Here is a 15,234-nt window from a genome sequence, read left to right as displayed (position 1 = left end):
GATGCCGCCGTTGTCGGCAGCACACCACCCCCATCCAACAGGCCGCTCCACCATCGCGGTCGTCCGAAGGAAGTCCGTCCCGTGAGTCCTGTGACCCTCCTCCCGTTCATCGTGCTCATCGGGGCCATGTTCCTGATGACCCGGTCGGCCAAGAAGAAGCAGCAGTCGGCCGCCGCCATGCGAAACGACATGCAGCCCGGCAGTGGTGTCCGCACCATCGGGGGCATGTACGCGACGGTGAAGGAGGTCAACGAGGACACGGTCCTCCTCGACGCCGGTCCGGGCGTCGACCTGCTCTTCGCGAAGAACTCGATCGGCGCCGTCCTCACCGACGACGAGTACAACCGCATCGTCCACGGCATCGAGCACGACCTGAAGTCCGACTCCGACGTCGTCCCGGACGACGCCTCCTCCCTCACCGGGTCCGCCGAGAGCGACGCCCCCGTCGACGAAGCTGCCGCCTCCGACGACAAGGCCGTCGACCTCGGCAAGAAGGACGCGACCGACGAGGTGCAGGAGAAGGCCGCCGACGCCGACCAGGCCGAGGCCGCCGAAGAGCCGAAGAAGACCGACGGCGACTCCGACGCGAAGTAGCACCGTCCCCGGCGCACACGGGTCCGACCCGTCCGCACCGGGGCGCGCGCATCTCGCCAGGGGATCCCGACACCATGTTTGGCCGCCGCCGCGCTGACCCGGCGCGAGGCGGCCCGAGAGGGAGTACGAGAAGGTGGCAGCACCCAAGAAGGGCCGGAGCGCGAGTGCCCAGAGCAAGCCAGGGCGCTCGCTGGTCCTGATCCTGATCGCCATCGTGGGGCTCACCGCAGGCATGTTCGCCTCCGGTCACACCACCCCGCGTCTCGGCATCGACCTTGCCGGCGGTACCAGCATCACGCTGAAGGCGAAGTCGGACCAGGGATCCGCGATCAACAAGGCCAACATGGACACCGCGGTCGAGATCATGAACCGCCGTGTCAACGGGCTGGGCGTCTCCGAGGCGGAGGTGCAGACCCAGGGCAACGACAACATCATCGTCAACATCCCCAAGGGCACCAACTCGGAGAAGGCCCGGGAGCAGGTCGGCACCACCGCCAAGCTGTACTTCCGTCCGGTCCTGGCCCAGGAGGCCACCGGCTCCGCCGCCGCCTCGCCGAGCGCGTCCTCGAGCGCGTCGCCGAGCGGCTCCTCCAGCGCCTCTCCGAGCCCCTCGGCGAGTGCCTCCGGCACCGGTGAGAAGGCGACCTCCTCGTCCTCGCCGTCGGCCTCCGCCACCTCGCAGGGCCGCGCCGTCACCGACGCGCTGAAGGCCGACTCCACCCCGTCGGCCTCCGCCGGGGCGAGCTCCTCCGCCAGCCCGTCGGCCTCCGCGAGCGGCGGCGCCGCCGTCACCGCGGACGACGCCGCGCTCCAGGCCAAGTACGCCGCCCTGGACTGCTCCAAGGAGTCGGTCCGTGCCTCGGCCGGCGACGGGGTCAAGCCCGCGGACGCCACCGTGGCCTGCGGTGAGATCGACAAGGTCTGGTACAAGTACCTGCTCGGCCCGGCCGCCGTCGACGGCACCGAGGTCGACAAGGCCCAGGCCATCTTCGACACCCAGGGCGCCGCCGGCTGGCAGGTCAACATGACCTTCACCAAGCAGGGTGGCAAGAAGTTCGCCGACATCACCGGCAAGCTCGCGCAGAACACCCAGCCGCAGAACGAGTTCGGCATCGTGCTCGACGGCAACGTCGTCTCCAGCCCGTACGTGAGCTCCTCCATCACCGGCGGCCAGGCCCAGATCTCGGGCAGCTTCGAACAGGAGGAGGCCCAGGGCCTCGCCAACATGCTGTCCTACGGTGCGCTCCCGCTCTCCTTCGAGGAGCAGAGCGTGACCACGGTGACGGCGGCGCTCGGCGGCGACCAGCTGCACGCCGGTCTGCTGGCCGGCGCCATCGGCCTCCTGCTGGTCGTGATCTACCTGGTGGCCTACTACCGCGGCCTGGCGATGATCGCGCTCGCGTCGCTCCTGGTCTCCGCGGCCCTCACCTACGTGCTGATGGCGCTGCTCGGTCCGGCCATCGGTTTCGCGCTGAACCTGCCCGCCGTCTGTGGCGCCATCGTCGCCATCGGCATCACGGCGGACTCGTTCATCGTGTACTTCGAACGCGTCCGGGACGAGATCCGCGAGGGCCGTACCCTGCGACCCGCCGTCGAGCGGGCCTGGCCGCGCGCCCGGCGCACCATCCTGGTCTCCGACTTCGTGTCGTTCCTCGCCGCCGCCGTGCTCTTCATCGTCACGGTCGGCAAGGTCCAGGGCTTCGCGTTCACGCTGGGCCTGACCACCGTCCTGGACGTGGTCGTGGTCTTCTTCTTCACCAAGCCGCTGATGACGCTCATCGCTCGGCGGAAGTTCTTCGCGAGCGGCCACAAGTGGTCCGGCCTCGACCCGAAGAGCCTGGGTGCGCAGCCGCCGCTGCGCCGCACCCGCCGTCCCGGTGGCCCCGCCGCCGGCCCCGTCGAGACGAAGGAGGCCTGAGCGATGTCGAAACTCGGTAACCTCGGCGCCCGGCTGCACCGTGGCGAGATCAGCTACGACTTCATCGGTCACCGCAAGCTCTGGTACGGCATCTCGATCCTGATCACCATCACGGCCATCGTCGGCCTGGCGGTGCGCGGCCTGAACATGGGCATCGACTTCCAGGGCGGCGCCGTCTTCACCACCGAGAAGACGAGCGTCTCCGTCTCCCAGGCCGAGGAGTACGCGAAGTCGGCGTCCGGCCATGACGCGGTCGTGCAGAAGCTGGGCAACGGCACGCTGCGCATCCAGATCGCCGGCATGGACATCAAGCAGTCCAACCAGATCAAGGACGACCTGGCCGCGGACTTCAAGGCCGACCCCGAGACGATCACCGCCGAACTGGTCGGTCCCAGCTGGGGCGAACAGATCGCCAGCAAGGCCTGGCAGGGCCTGGCGATCTTCATGGTCCTGGTCGTGATCTATCTGGCGATCGCCTTCGAGTGGCGCATGGCCATCGCCGCCCTCGTGGCCCTGATCCACGACATCACCATCACGGTCGGCATCTACGCCCTCGTCGGCTTCGAGGTCACGCCCGGTACGGTGATCGGTCTGCTGACCATCCTCGGTTACTCGCTGTACGACACGGTCGTCGTCTTCGACTCCCTCAAGGAACAGACGAAGGACCTCACCAAGCAGACCCGCTTCACCTACAGCGAGATCGCCAACCGGTCGATCAACGGCACCCTGGTCCGCTCCATCAACACCACGGTCGTCGCGCTGCTGCCGGTGGCGGGACTGCTGTTCATCGGTGGCGGCTTCCTCGGCGCGGGCACGCTCAACGACATCTCGCTGTCGCTGTTCGTCGGCCTCGCGGCCGGCGCGTACTCCTCGATCTTCATCGCCACGCCGCTGGTCGCCGACCTCAAGGAACGCGAGCCGCAGATCAAGGCTCTGAAGAAGCGTGTCCTGGCCAAGCGCGCCCAGGCGTCGGCCGAGGAGGCGCCCGCGCCGCACCGTGGCGACGACATCTACGGCGACGAGCCGGAGGACGCCGAAGCCGCGGTCGTCGGGCCGCGCAACCAGCCCGCGTCCCGGGGCCGCGGCCGCGGCCGTCCGTCGGGGAAGCGCCGATGACCGAGCTGACCGACATCACGGCGCTGCTCCACAGCCGCATCCGTGACGTGGCCGACTACCCGGAGCCGGGGGTGATGTTCAAGGACATCACCCCGCTCCTGGCGGACCCGGTGGCCTTCACCGCGCTCACCGACGCGTTCGCCGCGATCGCGGACCGCACCGGCGCCACCAAGGTCGTCGGCCTGGAGGCCCGGGGCTTCATCCTGGGCGCCCCGGTCGCCGTCCGGGCCGGCCTCGGCTTCATCCCGGTGCGCAAGGCGGGCAAGCTCCCCGGAGCCACCCTCGGCCAGGCCTACGACCTGGAGTACGGCTCGGCCGAGATCGAGGTGCACGCCGAGGACCTGTCCGCCGACGACCGTGTGCTGATCGTCGACGACGTCCTCGCCACCGGCGGCACCGCCGAGGCGTCCATCCAGCTCATCCACCGAGCGGGCGCCCAGGTCGCGGGCGTCGCCGTCCTGATGGAGCTGGGCTTCCTCGACGGCCGTCCCCGTCTGGAGGCGGCCCTGCGCGGAGCGCCCCTGGAGGCGCTGCTCACGATCTGAGCGCGGTGCCGGCATCGTCGTACGCCAAGCGGGCGGGCCCGGAGGAATCCGGAGCCCGCCCCTTGTGTTTCTCCGGTTGACGGCCCTCACACCGGCCTGAAGGCGATCCTTGGGCTCAGGATCGCTACGATGGGTTCTCCGGAGCCTGACCGGGGACCCGGATCGCGCACGAGGAGTCCTCTTGCCAGACGAGGCCCAGCATCTGACCGCCGCCAAGCCCGAGTCCGCCTCGGGCCCCGCGGCCACGCCCGCGTCGCAGGCGAAGGACGACGGCCGTGGGGCGGTCGAGCACGACCGGTCCGCGCCGGTCGACAAGCCGGCCGAGCAGCCCCGGCCCAAGCCGGCCCAGCCCGACGGCTCCTCGGCCGCGCCCGCGGGCCGACCGGCCGCCGCGCAGCCCTCGGCCCGCTCCGGCTCCTCCAACCGCGTCCGCGCCCGCCTCGCCCGGCTCGGCGTCCAGCGCCAGAACCCGTACAACCCGGTCCTGGAACCGCTGCTGCGGATAGTGCGCAGCAACGACCCCAAGATCGAGACGGCGACGCTGCGCCAGATCGAGAAGTCCTACCAGGTCGCGGAGCGCTGGCACCGCGGTCAGAAGCGCAAGAGCGGCGACCCGTACATCACGCACCCGCTCGCGGTGACCACGATCCTCGCCGAGCTGGGCATGGACCCGGCCACGCTGATGGCGGGCCTGCTGCACGACACCGTCGAGGACACCGAGTACGGCCTGGAGGACCTGCGCCGTGACTTCGGCGACCAGGTCGCCCTGCTCGTCGACGGCGTCACCAAGCTGGACAAGGTCAAGTTCGGTGAGGCCGCGCAGGCCGAGACGGTGCGCAAGATGGTCGTCGCCATGGCCAAGGACCCGCGCGTCCTGGTCATCAAGCTCGCCGACCGGCTGCACAACATGCGCACCATGCGTTACCTCAAGCGCGAGAAGCAGGAGAAGAAGGCGCGCGAGACCCTCGAGATCTACGCGCCGCTCGCCCACCGTCTCGGCATGAACACCATCAAGTGGGAGCTGGAGGACCTCGCCTTCGCGATCCTCTACCCCAAGATGTACGACGAGATCGTACGGCTGGTGGCCGAAAGAGCTCCCAAGCGTGACGAATACCTGGCCATAGTGACCGACGAGGTCCAGGCCGACCTGCGCGCCGCCCGGATCAAGGCGACCGTCACCGGCCGCCCGAAGCACTACTACAGCGTCTACCAGAAGATGATCGTCCGCGGCCGTGACTTCGCGGAGATCTACGACCTGGTGGGCATCCGCGTCCTCGTGGACACGGTCAGGGACTGCTACGCGGCCCTCGGCACGGTGCACGCGCGATGGAACCCGGTCCCCGGCCGGTTCAAGGACTACATCGCGATGCCGAAGTTCAACATGTACCAGTCGCTGCACACGACGGTCATCGGCCCCAACGGCAAGCCGGTCGAGCTCCAGATCCGTACGTTCGACATGCACCGCCGCGCCGAGTACGGCATCGCCGCGCACTGGAAGTACAAGCAGGAGGCCGTCGCCGGCGCCTCCAAGGTGCGCTCGGACCAGCCCAGGACCACCGGCAAGGACGACCACCTCAACGACATGGCGTGGCTGCGCCAGCTCCTCGACTGGCAGAAGGAGACCGAGGACCCGGGCGAGTTCCTGGAGTCCCTGCGCTTCGACCTGTCGCGCAACGAGGTCTTCGTCTTCACGCCGAAGGGCGACGTGATAGCGCTGCCGGCCGGGGCCACGCCCGTGGACTTCTCGTACGCGGTGCACACCGAGGTGGGCCACCGCACCATAGGAGCCCGCGTCAACGGGCGCCTCGTCCCGCTGGAATCGACCCTGGACAACGGCGACCTGGTGGAGGTCTTCACCTCCAAGGCGGCCGGTGCCGGACCGTCCCGGGACTGGCTGAACTTCGTCAAGTCGCCACGGGCCCGCAACAAGATCCGGGCCTGGTTCTCCAAGGAGCGCCGCGACGAGGCCATCGAGCACGGCAAGGACGCCATCGCGCGGGCGATGCGCAAGCAGAACCTGCCGATCCAGCGCATCCTCACCGGTGACTCGCTGGTCACGCTCGCGCACGAGATGCGCTACCCGGACATCTCCTCGCTGTACGCGGCGATCGGCGAGGGCCATGTGGCCGCGCAGAACGTCGTGCAGAAGCTGGTGCAGGCCCTCGGCGGCGAGGAGGCGGCCACCGAGGAGATCGACGACGCGGTCCCGTCGCCCCGCTCCCGTGGCCGCAAGCGGCGCAGCAACCAGGACCCCGGCGTGGTCGTCAAGGGCGTCGACGACGTCTGGGTCAAGCTGGCCCGCTGTTGTACGCCGGTTCCCGGCGACCCCATCATCGGCTTCGTCACGCGCGGTAGCGGTGTATCGGTTCACCGCAGCGACTGCGTCAACGTGGAGTCGCTGTCCCGCGAGCCGGAGCGCATCCTCGAGGTCGAGTGGGCGCCCACCCAGTCCTCGGTCTTCCTGGTCGCCATCCAGGTCGAGGCCCTGGACCGCTCCCGCCTCCTCTCGGACGTCACCCGGGTGCTGTCCGACCAGCACGTCAACATCCTGTCCGCGGCGGTGCAGACCTCCCGAGACCGGGTGGCCACCTCCCGTTTCACCTTCGAGATGGGCGACCCCAAGCACCTGGGGCACGTCCTGAAGGCCGTACGCGGCGTGGAGGGCGTCTACGACGTGTACCGGGTGACCTCGGCGCGCAGGCCGTAACCCAGCACAGGAGAGGCCCCCGTACGCGGTGTACGGGGGCCTCTGCGTGGACCGGACGGGCCGGGAGAAGCGGTTCTCGTCAGCCGCCGAACTCCTGGAGACCCTTCAGAGCCTGGTCCAGCAGCGCCTGGCGGCCCTCCAGCTCACGCTCCAGCTTGTCGGCCTTCGCGGAGTTGCCCTGGGCGCGGGCCTGGTCGATCTGGCTGCGCAGCTTGTCCACGGCGGCCTGGAGCTGACCGGTCAGACCCGCGGCACGGGCGCGCGCCTCCGGGTTCGTCCGGCGCCACTCGGCCTCCTCGGACTCCTGCATCGCCCGCTCCACGGCGTGCATCCGGCCCTCGACCTTCGGCCGGGCGTCGCGCGGCACATGGCCGATGGCCTCCCAGCGCTCGTTGATCGAGCGGAACGCGGCACGCGCCGCCTTCAGGTCACCGATCGGCAGGAGCTTCTCGGCCTCCTCGGCCAGCTCCTCCTTGAGCTTCAGGTTCTCCGTCTGCTCCGCGTCCCGCTCGGCGAACACCGAGCTGCGGGCGGCGAAGAAGACGTCCTGGGCGCCGCGGAAGCGGTTCCACAGGTCGTCCTCGTGCTCGCGCTGGGCGCGGCCCGCCGCCTTCCACTCCGCCATCAGCTCGCGGTAGCGGGCCGCGGTCGGACCCCAGTCCGACGAACCGGACAGCGCCTCGGCCTCGGTGACCAGCCGCTCCTTGGTCCGTCGGGCCTCCTCGCGCTGCGCGTCCAGCTGGGCGAAGTGCGCCTTGCGGCGCTTGGAGAACGCCGAGCGCGCATGCGAGAACCGGTGCCACAGCTCGTCGTCCGACTTGCGGTCGAGACGCGGCAGACCCTTCCAGGTGTCCACCAGCGACCGCAGCCGCTCACCGGCGGCCCGCCACTGGTCCGACTGCGCCAGCTGCTCCGCCTCGGTGACCAGGTCCTCCTTGGCCTTGCGGGCCTCGTCGGACTGCTTGGCCCGCTGCTGCTTGCGCTCCTCGCGCCGCGACTCGACGGTCGCCACCAGCTTGTCCAGCCGCTCCCGCAGGGCCTGGAGATCACCGACCGCGTGGTGCGCGTCGACCTGTTCGCGGATGTGGTCGATCGCGACCTGGGCGTCCTTCGTCGACAGATCGGTGGTCTTCACCCGCTTCTCGAGGAGGCCGATCTCGACAACCAGGCCCTCGTACTTGCGCTCGAAATAGGCCAGCGCCTCCTCGGGGGAGCCTGCCTGCCAGGAACCGACCACCTGCTCGCCGTCGGCCGTACGCACGTACACGGTCCCCGTCTCGTCGACGCGGCCCCACGGGTCGCTGCTCACAGCGCCTCCTCCACATGATGCCTCCGAGGGGCTTCAGCGCCCCTGGGCATCGTCCACAGTTTCGTCACGGCCAACATAGGCGACCGGCGGGGCGCCTGTCCGCATCCAGCGCGACCGAAATTGCGCAGTTGACCACCCCTTGGTCGGCAGGTCGCCGTCAGGATTTCGCGACCGTCGCCTTGTTGATCACGACCGTCGCGTTCGGGGCTCCGTCGCCCGCGCCGGTGTTCTCACCCGCGGCGGCGATCTTCTGCAGAACCTTCATGCCGTCGGCCGACACCGTGCCGAACGGCGTGTAGCTCGGCGGCAGCTGACTGTCCTGGTAGACGAGGAAGAACTGGCTGCCGCCGGTGTGCGCCTGACCGGTGTTGGCCATCGCGATCGTGCCCGCCGGGTAGATGTTGTTCTTGAGGCTGGTGTCCTTCAGGTTCTCGTCCGGGATGGTGTAGCCGGGACCGCCGCTGCCGCTGCCCGTCGGGTCGCCGCACTGGAGCACGTAGATGCCGTTGGTGGTGAGACGGTGGCACTTGGTGTGGTCGAAGTAGCCCTTGCCGGCGAGGAAGCTGAACGAGTTCACCGTGTGCGGCGCGGCCTTCGCCTTGAGCGCTATGCCGATGTCCCCGCACGTCGTCGCGAGGGTCATCGTGTACTTGGCCGACTTGTCGATCGTGACCGCCGGCTCCTTCTTCCAGGTCTGCGTCTTGACCGAGCCCGCGGCCGCCTTCTCGCACGGGTCCTTGACGGCGCTGGGCGTCGCGGACGGCGTCGTGTCCGCGCTCGCGTTGGCCTTGTCGTCGTCCTTCAGGACGCCCGTCGTGTACAGCGCCAGACTGCCGATGATTATCACGCCGAGCACCGACGCGATCACCGAGTTGCGCACGCGCGCCCTGCGTCGCGCGGAGGTGCGCCGCTGCTGCTGCCGCAAGAACTTCTCCCGGGCGAGCTGACGCTTCCGCTGTTCCTGGGTGACCACCGGGTTCTCTCCTCGTGCGTCTCGTACGTCGACTGGGACGCGTGCGTCTTGTGAGCCGACCGCCTGCGTGTGCCCCGTACCGTATATGGGTTCGCTGAGGAAACGGCAGCGCCGGTAGGCTCTGACCACTGGCGCAGCTGCCCAGAAGCCCACGCGTATCGACACAAACGAAGGACGATCGTGCTCATTGCCGGGTTCCCCGCCGGGGCCTGGGGGACGAACTGTTACCTCGTCGCCCCCGCCTCCGGTGAGGAGTGCGTGATCATCGACCCGGGCCACCAGGCGGCCCCGGGAGTCGAGGAAGCGATCAGGAAGCATCGGCTCAAGCCCGTCGCCGTCGTCCTCACCCACGGCCACATCGACCATGTGGCCTCGGTCGTCCCGGTGTGCGGGGCGCACGACGTACCCGCCTGGATCCACCCCGAGGACCGCTACATGATGAGCGACCCCGAGAAGGCGCTCGGCCGGTCCATCGGGATGCCGCTGATGGGCGAGCTGACCGTGGGGGAGCCAGACGACGTCCGCGAGCTGACCGACGGCGTCCGGCTGGACCTGGCGGGGCTGGAGTTCTCCGTCGCCCACACCCCGGGCCATACCAAGGGGTCGGTGAGCTTCCTGATGCCCGAGACGGCCGACGTCCCGTCGGTCTTCTTCTCCGGGGATCTGCTGTTCGCCGGCTCCATCGGACGCACCGACCTGCCCGGCGGCGACATGGCCGAGATGCTCGACTCGCTGGCCCGCGTGTGCCTGCCGCTCGAGGACTCGACCGTGGTGCTGTCCGGCCACGGCCCCCAGACGACCATCGGCCAGGAGCGCGCCACCAACCCGTATCTGCGGCAGGTGGCGGCCGGCGGCCAGGGAGCGGGTTCGCAGACCCCTCCCCGACGAGGAATGTGACGAGAGACCTTCCGTGAGTACCTTTCAGGCCCCCAAGGGCACGTACGACCTGATCCCGCCGCGTTCCGCGAAGTTCCTCGCGGTACGCGAGGCGATCTCCGCCCCGCTGCGCAACTCCGGCTACGGCTACGTCGAGACGCCCGGCTTCGAGGACGTCGACCTGTTCGCGCGCGGTGTGGGCGAGTCCACCGACATCGTCAGCAAGGAGATGTACGCCTTCGAGACCAAGGGGGGCGACCGGCTCGCCCTGCGTCCGGAGGGCACGGCGTCCGTGCTGCGCGCCGCGCTGGAGGCGAACCTGCACAAGCAGGGCAACCTGCCGGTCAAGCTCTGGTACTCGGGCTCGTACTACCGGTACGAGAAGCCGCAGGCGGGCCGGTACCGGCACTTCTCCCAGGTCGGTGCCGAGGCGATCGGCGCGGAGGACCCGGCGCTCGACGCCGAGCTGATCATCCTGGCCGACCAGGCGTACCGGTCGCTGGGGCTGCGCGACTTCCGCATCCTCCTCAACAGCCTCGGCGACAAGGAATGCCGCCCGGTGTACCGGGAGGCGCTCCAGACCTTCCTGCGTGGCCTGGACCTCGACGAGGACACGCTGCGCCGTGCGGAGATCAACCCGCTGCGGGTCCTGGACGACAAGCGCGAGGCGGTCCAGAAGCAGCTGGGGGACGCGCCGCTGCTGCGCGACTACCTCTGCGACGCGTGCAAGGCGTACCACGAGACGGTCCGTGAGCTGATCACGGCGGCGGGCGTGGTCTTCGAGGACGACCCGAAGCTGGTCCGCGGCCTCGACTACTACACCCGGACGACCTTCGAGTTCGTCCACGACGGACTGGGCTCCCAGTCCGCGGTGGGCGGCGGCGGCCGTTACGACGGTCTCTCCGAGATGATCGGCGGCCCCGCGCTGCCGTCGGTGGGCTGGGCGCTGGGCGTCGACCGGACGGTACTGGCGCTGGAGGCGGAGGGCGTGGAGCTGGCGCTGCCCCCCGCGACCTCCGTGTTCGCCGTGCCGCTCGGCGAGGAGGCCCGCCGGATCCTCTTCGCGAAGGTCACCGAACTGCGCAAGCTCGGCGTGGCGGCGGACTTCTCGTACGGCTCCAGGGGGCTCAAGGGCGCCATGAAGAGCGCCAACCGCAGCGGGGCCCGCTACACGATCGTCGCCGGCGAACGCGACCTCGCCGAGGGTGTCGTCCAGCTCAAGGACATGGAGTCCGGCGAGCAGACGGCGATCGGCGTCAACGAGATCGTGGCGGAACTGGAGTCGAGGCTGGGCTAGCGGGCGCGGGAGCCCGAGGAGGCGCCGGGTCGGGCGACCCGGCGCCTTCGTCATGCGCCCGGATGTCAACCCGGCGGCCGTCCGTTCGTCCCTCCGGAGGGTGCCGTCGCCGGGGGCCACGCGCGCGCGGCGGTGTGCTCCTGGCCTTGGCCGGAACCGAACGCCGACGGGCGACCGTACGTATCTCCTTATGCGCACCGAACGGTGCGCACCCGGGCCGGTGCGGCACAATGGCCCCTGCCCGAAGATGGTCCAACTCTCAAGTGACGGATCGGCGTGATGAGCAAGACGACAGTCAAAGACGTCTCCACGGAGTCCGAGCCGGAGCGCGTCGCCGCGACCGGGCTCCGGACCGTGGGCGGCAGCCGTGCGTTCGCGATCCTGCTGCTGATCACCGGCGCCGCCGGTCTGCTGGCCGCCTGGGTCATCACGCTCGACAAGTTCAAGATCCTCGAGGCCAAGGCCGAGGGCAAGACCTTCACGCCCAGCTGCAGCATCAGCCCGATCATCAGCTGCGGCAGCGTCATGGAGAGCAAGCAGGCCGCCGCCTTCGGTTTCCCCAACCCGATGCTCGGTCTCGTCGCCTACGGCATCGTCATCTGCGTGGGCATGACCCTGCTGACCCGGGTGAGCTTCCCGCGCTGGTACTGGCTGACCTTCAACTTCGGCACCCTCTTCGGCGTGGCCTTCTGCACCTGGCTCCAGTACCAGTCCCTGTACAAGATCAACGCCCTGTGCCTGTGGTGCTCGCTGGCCTGGGTCGCGACGATCACCATGTTCTGGTACGTCACCTCGTTCAACGTGCGCCACGACCTGCTGCCCGCCCCGGACTGGCTGAAGCGGTTCCTCGGCGAGTTCACCTGGGTCCTGCCGGTCACCCACGTCGGCATCATCGCCATGCTGATCCTGACCCGCTGGGGCGCGGACCTCTGGGCCTGAGGCCGGTACCGGCCGGGCGTCGCGGACCACTGTCAGACCTCTGACGTAGGCTCCGACGTGTGGAGCCCGACCTGTTCACCGCCGCAGCCGAAGACCGCCAGGAGAAGGACCCCGCCGGGAGCCCCCTGGCCGTCCGGATGCGCCCGCGCACCCTCGACGAGGTGGTGGGCCAGCAGCACCTGCTGAAGCCGGGCTCACCCCTGCGCCGCCTGGTCGGCGAGGGCGCCACGGGCCCTGCCGGGCCCTCCTCGGTGATCCTCTGGGGGCCGCCCGGCACCGGGAAGACGACCCTGGCGTACGTCGTCTCCAAGGCCACCAACAAGCGGTTCGTCGAACTGTCGGCCATCACGGCGGGCGTCAAGGAGGTCCGGGCGGTCATCGACGGCGCCCGCCGCGCCATCGGCGGCTACGGCAAGGAGACCGTCCTCTTCCTCGACGAGATCCACCGCTTCAGCAAGGCCCAGCAGGACTCCCTCCTGCCGGCCGTCGAGAACCGCTGGGTGACGCTGATCGCGGCGACCACGGAGAACCCCTACTTCTCGGTCATCTCGCCCCTGCTGTCCCGCTCCCTCCTGCTGACCCTCGAGCCCCTCACGGACGACGACCTGCGCGACCTCGTCCGGCGCGCGCTGACCGACGACCGCGGTCTCAAGGGCGCTGTCACCCTCCCCGAGGACACCGAGGCGCATCTGCTGCGCATCGCCGGCGGCGACGCCCGCCGCGCCCTCACCGCGCTGGAAGCCGCGGCCGGGGCCGCCCTGGACCAGGGCGGGAGCGAGATCAGCCTGCAGACCCTGGAGCAGACGGTCGACCGCGCGGCGGTGAAGTACGACCGTGACGGCGACCAGCACTACGACGTCGCCAGCGCTCTCATCAAGTCCATCAGGGGCTCGGACGTCGACGCGGCCCTGCACTACCTGGCCCGCATGATCGAGGCCGGCGAGGACCCCCGTTTCATCGCGCGCCGCCTGATGATCTCCGCCAGCGAGGACATCGGCCTCGCCGATCCGGGCGCGCTGCCCCTGGCGGTCGCCGCCGCGCAGGCCGTCGCCATGATCGGCTTCCCCGAGGCGGCCCTCACGCTCAGCCACACCACCATCGCCCTCGCCCTCGCACCCAAGTCCAACGCCGCGACGACCGCGATCGGCGCCGCTCTGGAGGACGTACGCAAGGGCCTGGCCGGCCCGGTGCCGCCGCATCTGCGCGACGGGCACTACAAGGGCGCCGCCAAGCTGGGCCATGCGCAGGGGTACGTGTATCCGCACGACCTTCCCGAGGGCATCGCCGCCCAGCAGTACGCGCCGGACGCCATCAAGGACCGCGAGTACTACGAGCCCACCCGGCACGGCGCCGAGGCCCGGTACGCGGACGCGGTCGAGTGGACCAGGCAGCACCTCGGTCGCGACGGGTCCTGAGCACCCTGTAGACTCGCCCGAAGTGCCGCGTCCCGTGCAGTCAGAACAGGACAGTCGGCCGGAGCACCGGTCCTCGGACCTCGCTCCAGGAGCGTCGCGCACCGTCGAACGGTGTCGCGGGCAGCCCATCACCTCCCGGAACTCCGGGAACGGTCGGTGGGCAACTCGCGTGCTGCACGTATGTGCCCAGACCAGGGGAGCGGCTGCCCGACAGGTTCCACGCGGACCCGACGGGTTTCCCCGGCTGCGGATGCGACCTCCCTTAACCCTGACAAGCCGGAAATTCTGGAAAGTGAGAGATCGTGGCCAACCAGCCCCGTCCCAAGGTCAAGAAGTCGCGTGCCCTCGGCATCGCGCTGACCCCGAAGGCCGTCAAGTACTTCGAGGCGCGTCCCTACCCGCCCGGCGAGCACGGCCGTGGCCGCAAGCAGAACTCGGACTACAAGGTCCGTCTGCTCGAGAAGCAGCGTCTGCGCGCGCAGTACGACGTGTCCGAGCGTCAGCTCGTCCGCGCCTACGAGCGTGCCTCCAAGGTCCAGGGCAAGACCGGTGAGGCCCTGATCATCGAGCTCGAGCGCCGTCTCGACGCGCTGGTCCTGCGTTCGGGCATCGCCCGCACGATCTACCAGGCCCGCCAGATGGTCGTCCACGGCCACATCGAGGTCAACGGCCAGAAGGTCGACAAGCCGTCCTTCCGCGTCAAGCCGGACGACGTCGTCATGGTCCGCGAGCGCAGCCGCAGCAAGACGCTGTTCGAGGTCTCCCGCGCCGGTGGCTTCGCCCCCGACGGTGAGACCCCGCGCTACCTCCAGGTGAACCTCGGCGCCCTGGCGTTCCGCCTGGACCGCGAGCCGAACCGCAAGGAGATCCCGGTGATCTGCGACGAGCAGCTCGTCGTCGAGTACTACGCCCGCTGATCCCTTTCCGGATCGGTCTGCGGCGGTCGCAGGACTTCCGTGCCGAAGCCCGCCGTCTCCCTGCCCTTCCGGGCAGGTGGGACGGCGGGCTTCCGCACGTTCAATCCGGTACGGATCGCCGGCGTCGGCGCGATAGGCTCGCCTCCAGAGATAGGTGTTCGTCAGACAGGGAGCGGGTGCGCAGTGTCCGGTGGTGAGGTGGCCGGCATCCTCGTGGCGGTGTTCTGGGCCATCCTGGTCTCCTTCCTCGCCGTCGCGCTGGCGAGGCTTGCGCAGACGCTCAGGGCGACCACCAGACTCGTCGCGGACGTGACCGAGCAGGCCGTCCCGCTGCTGGCCGACGCCTCCGCGGCGGTGCGTTCCGCGCAGACCCAGATCGACCGGGTCGACGCGATCGCCACCGACGTCCAGGAAGTCACGTCGAACGCCTCGGCACTGTCCACCACGGTCGCCTCCACCTTCGGCGGCCCCCTGGTGAAGGTCGCCGCCTTCGGCTACGGCGTACGCCGGGCCCTCGGCGGCCGCAAGGACGACGTGCCCGCCAGGGAACCCCGGCGGACCGTGATCGTGGGCCGAACGGTCTCCCGGCGGGAGAAGCGCAAGCCCCGTGGAAAGAGGGACTGAGACC

Annotated in this window: 13 protein-coding genes; 11 read left to right on the top strand and 2 right to left on the bottom strand. The window is 69.8% G+C overall.

Annotation, left to right across the window (positions count from 1 at the left end):
• Window positions 1-81 precede the first annotated feature (81 nt).
• From yajC to QF030_RS09625, 5 genes are all read left to right on the top strand, one after another.
• The gene (yajC, locus tag QF030_RS09645) at window positions 82-594 is read left to right on the top strand and encodes a preprotein translocase subunit YajC (RefSeq protein ID WP_307162240.1); all 513 of its coding nucleotides are present in this window, start codon (window positions 82-84) and stop codon (window positions 592-594) included.
• Between the two features lie 133 nt (window positions 595-727).
• Complete coding sequence (gene secD, locus QF030_RS09640) at window positions 728-2,512, top strand: protein translocase subunit SecD (RefSeq protein ID WP_307162239.1); 1,785 nt, start codon at window positions 728-730, stop codon at window positions 2,510-2,512.
• 3 nt (window positions 2,513-2,515) lie between these two features.
• Window positions 2,516-3,628, top strand: coding sequence for a protein translocase subunit SecF (secF, locus tag QF030_RS09635; protein ID WP_307162238.1), 1,113 nt, complete (start codon window positions 2,516-2,518; stop codon window positions 3,626-3,628).
• A complete protein-coding gene (locus QF030_RS09630) occupies window positions 3,625-4,173 on the top strand; it encodes an adenine phosphoribosyltransferase (RefSeq protein ID WP_307162237.1) in 549 nt (182 codons plus the stop codon). Before secF ends, QF030_RS09630 begins: the two co-directional genes overlap by 4 nt.
• Before the next feature lie 181 nt (window positions 4,174-4,354).
• Complete coding sequence (locus tag QF030_RS09625) at window positions 4,355-6,880, top strand: RelA/SpoT family protein (protein WP_307162236.1); 2,526 nt, start codon at window positions 4,355-4,357, stop codon at window positions 6,878-6,880.
• A 79-nt stretch (window positions 6,881-6,959) separates the two neighbouring features.
• On the opposite strand, the gene QF030_RS09620 is transcribed toward QF030_RS09625, so the two are convergent.
• The gene (locus QF030_RS09620; RefSeq protein ID WP_307162235.1) at window positions 6,960-8,189 is read right to left on the bottom strand and encodes a DUF349 domain-containing protein; all 1,230 of its coding nucleotides are present in this window, start codon (window positions 8,187-8,189) and stop codon (window positions 6,960-6,962) included.
• A gap of 157 nt (window positions 8,190-8,346) precedes the next feature.
• Complete coding sequence (locus tag QF030_RS09615) at window positions 8,347-9,162, bottom strand: peptidylprolyl isomerase (RefSeq protein ID WP_307162234.1); 816 nt, start codon at window positions 9,160-9,162, stop codon at window positions 8,347-8,349.
• Window positions 9,163-9,342: 180 nt separating this feature from the next.
• Here QF030_RS09615 and QF030_RS09610 point away from each other — a divergent pair, with 180 nt between their 5' ends.
• The 6 genes from QF030_RS09610 to QF030_RS09585 all read left to right on the top strand — a co-directional run bounded on the left by QF030_RS09610 (window position 9,343) and on the right by QF030_RS09585 (window position 15,230).
• A complete protein-coding gene (locus tag QF030_RS09610; protein WP_307162233.1) occupies window positions 9,343-10,059 on the top strand; it encodes an MBL fold metallo-hydrolase in 717 nt (238 codons plus the stop codon).
• A gap of 13 nt (window positions 10,060-10,072) precedes the next feature.
• Complete coding sequence (gene hisS / locus QF030_RS09605) at window positions 10,073-11,335, top strand: histidine--tRNA ligase (protein ID WP_307162232.1); 1,263 nt, start codon at window positions 10,073-10,075, stop codon at window positions 11,333-11,335.
• Window positions 11,336-11,614: 279 nt separating this feature from the next.
• Window positions 11,615-12,274, top strand: coding sequence for a vitamin K epoxide reductase family protein (locus QF030_RS09600; protein WP_307162231.1), 660 nt, complete (start codon window positions 11,615-11,617; stop codon window positions 12,272-12,274).
• A 59-nt stretch (window positions 12,275-12,333) separates the two neighbouring features.
• Window positions 12,334-13,689 carry a replication-associated recombination protein A gene (locus tag QF030_RS09595; RefSeq protein WP_307162230.1) on the top strand — a complete coding sequence of 452 codons (1,356 nt, stop codon included), beginning with the start codon at window positions 12,334-12,336 and terminating at the stop codon, window positions 13,687-13,689.
• A 302-nt stretch (window positions 13,690-13,991) separates the two neighbouring features.
• Window positions 13,992-14,606 (top strand): 30S ribosomal protein S4, encoded by a 615-nt coding sequence (gene rpsD, locus QF030_RS09590; RefSeq protein ID WP_093775827.1) that lies wholly within the window; start codon window positions 13,992-13,994, stop codon window positions 14,604-14,606.
• A gap of 183 nt (window positions 14,607-14,789) precedes the next feature.
• Window positions 14,790-15,230, top strand: a complete 441-nt coding sequence (locus tag QF030_RS09585; RefSeq protein ID WP_062646681.1) for a DUF948 domain-containing protein — start codon at window positions 14,790-14,792, stop codon at window positions 15,228-15,230.
• Window positions 15,231-15,234 lie beyond the last annotated feature (4 nt).

This window comes from Streptomyces rishiriensis, assembly GCF_030815485.1.
In the GTDB taxonomy this organism is placed as follows: Bacteria; Actinomycetota; Actinomycetes; order Streptomycetales; family Streptomycetaceae; genus Streptomyces; species Streptomyces rishiriensis_A.
This window is presented reverse-complemented; position numbering and strand designations above follow the sequence as displayed.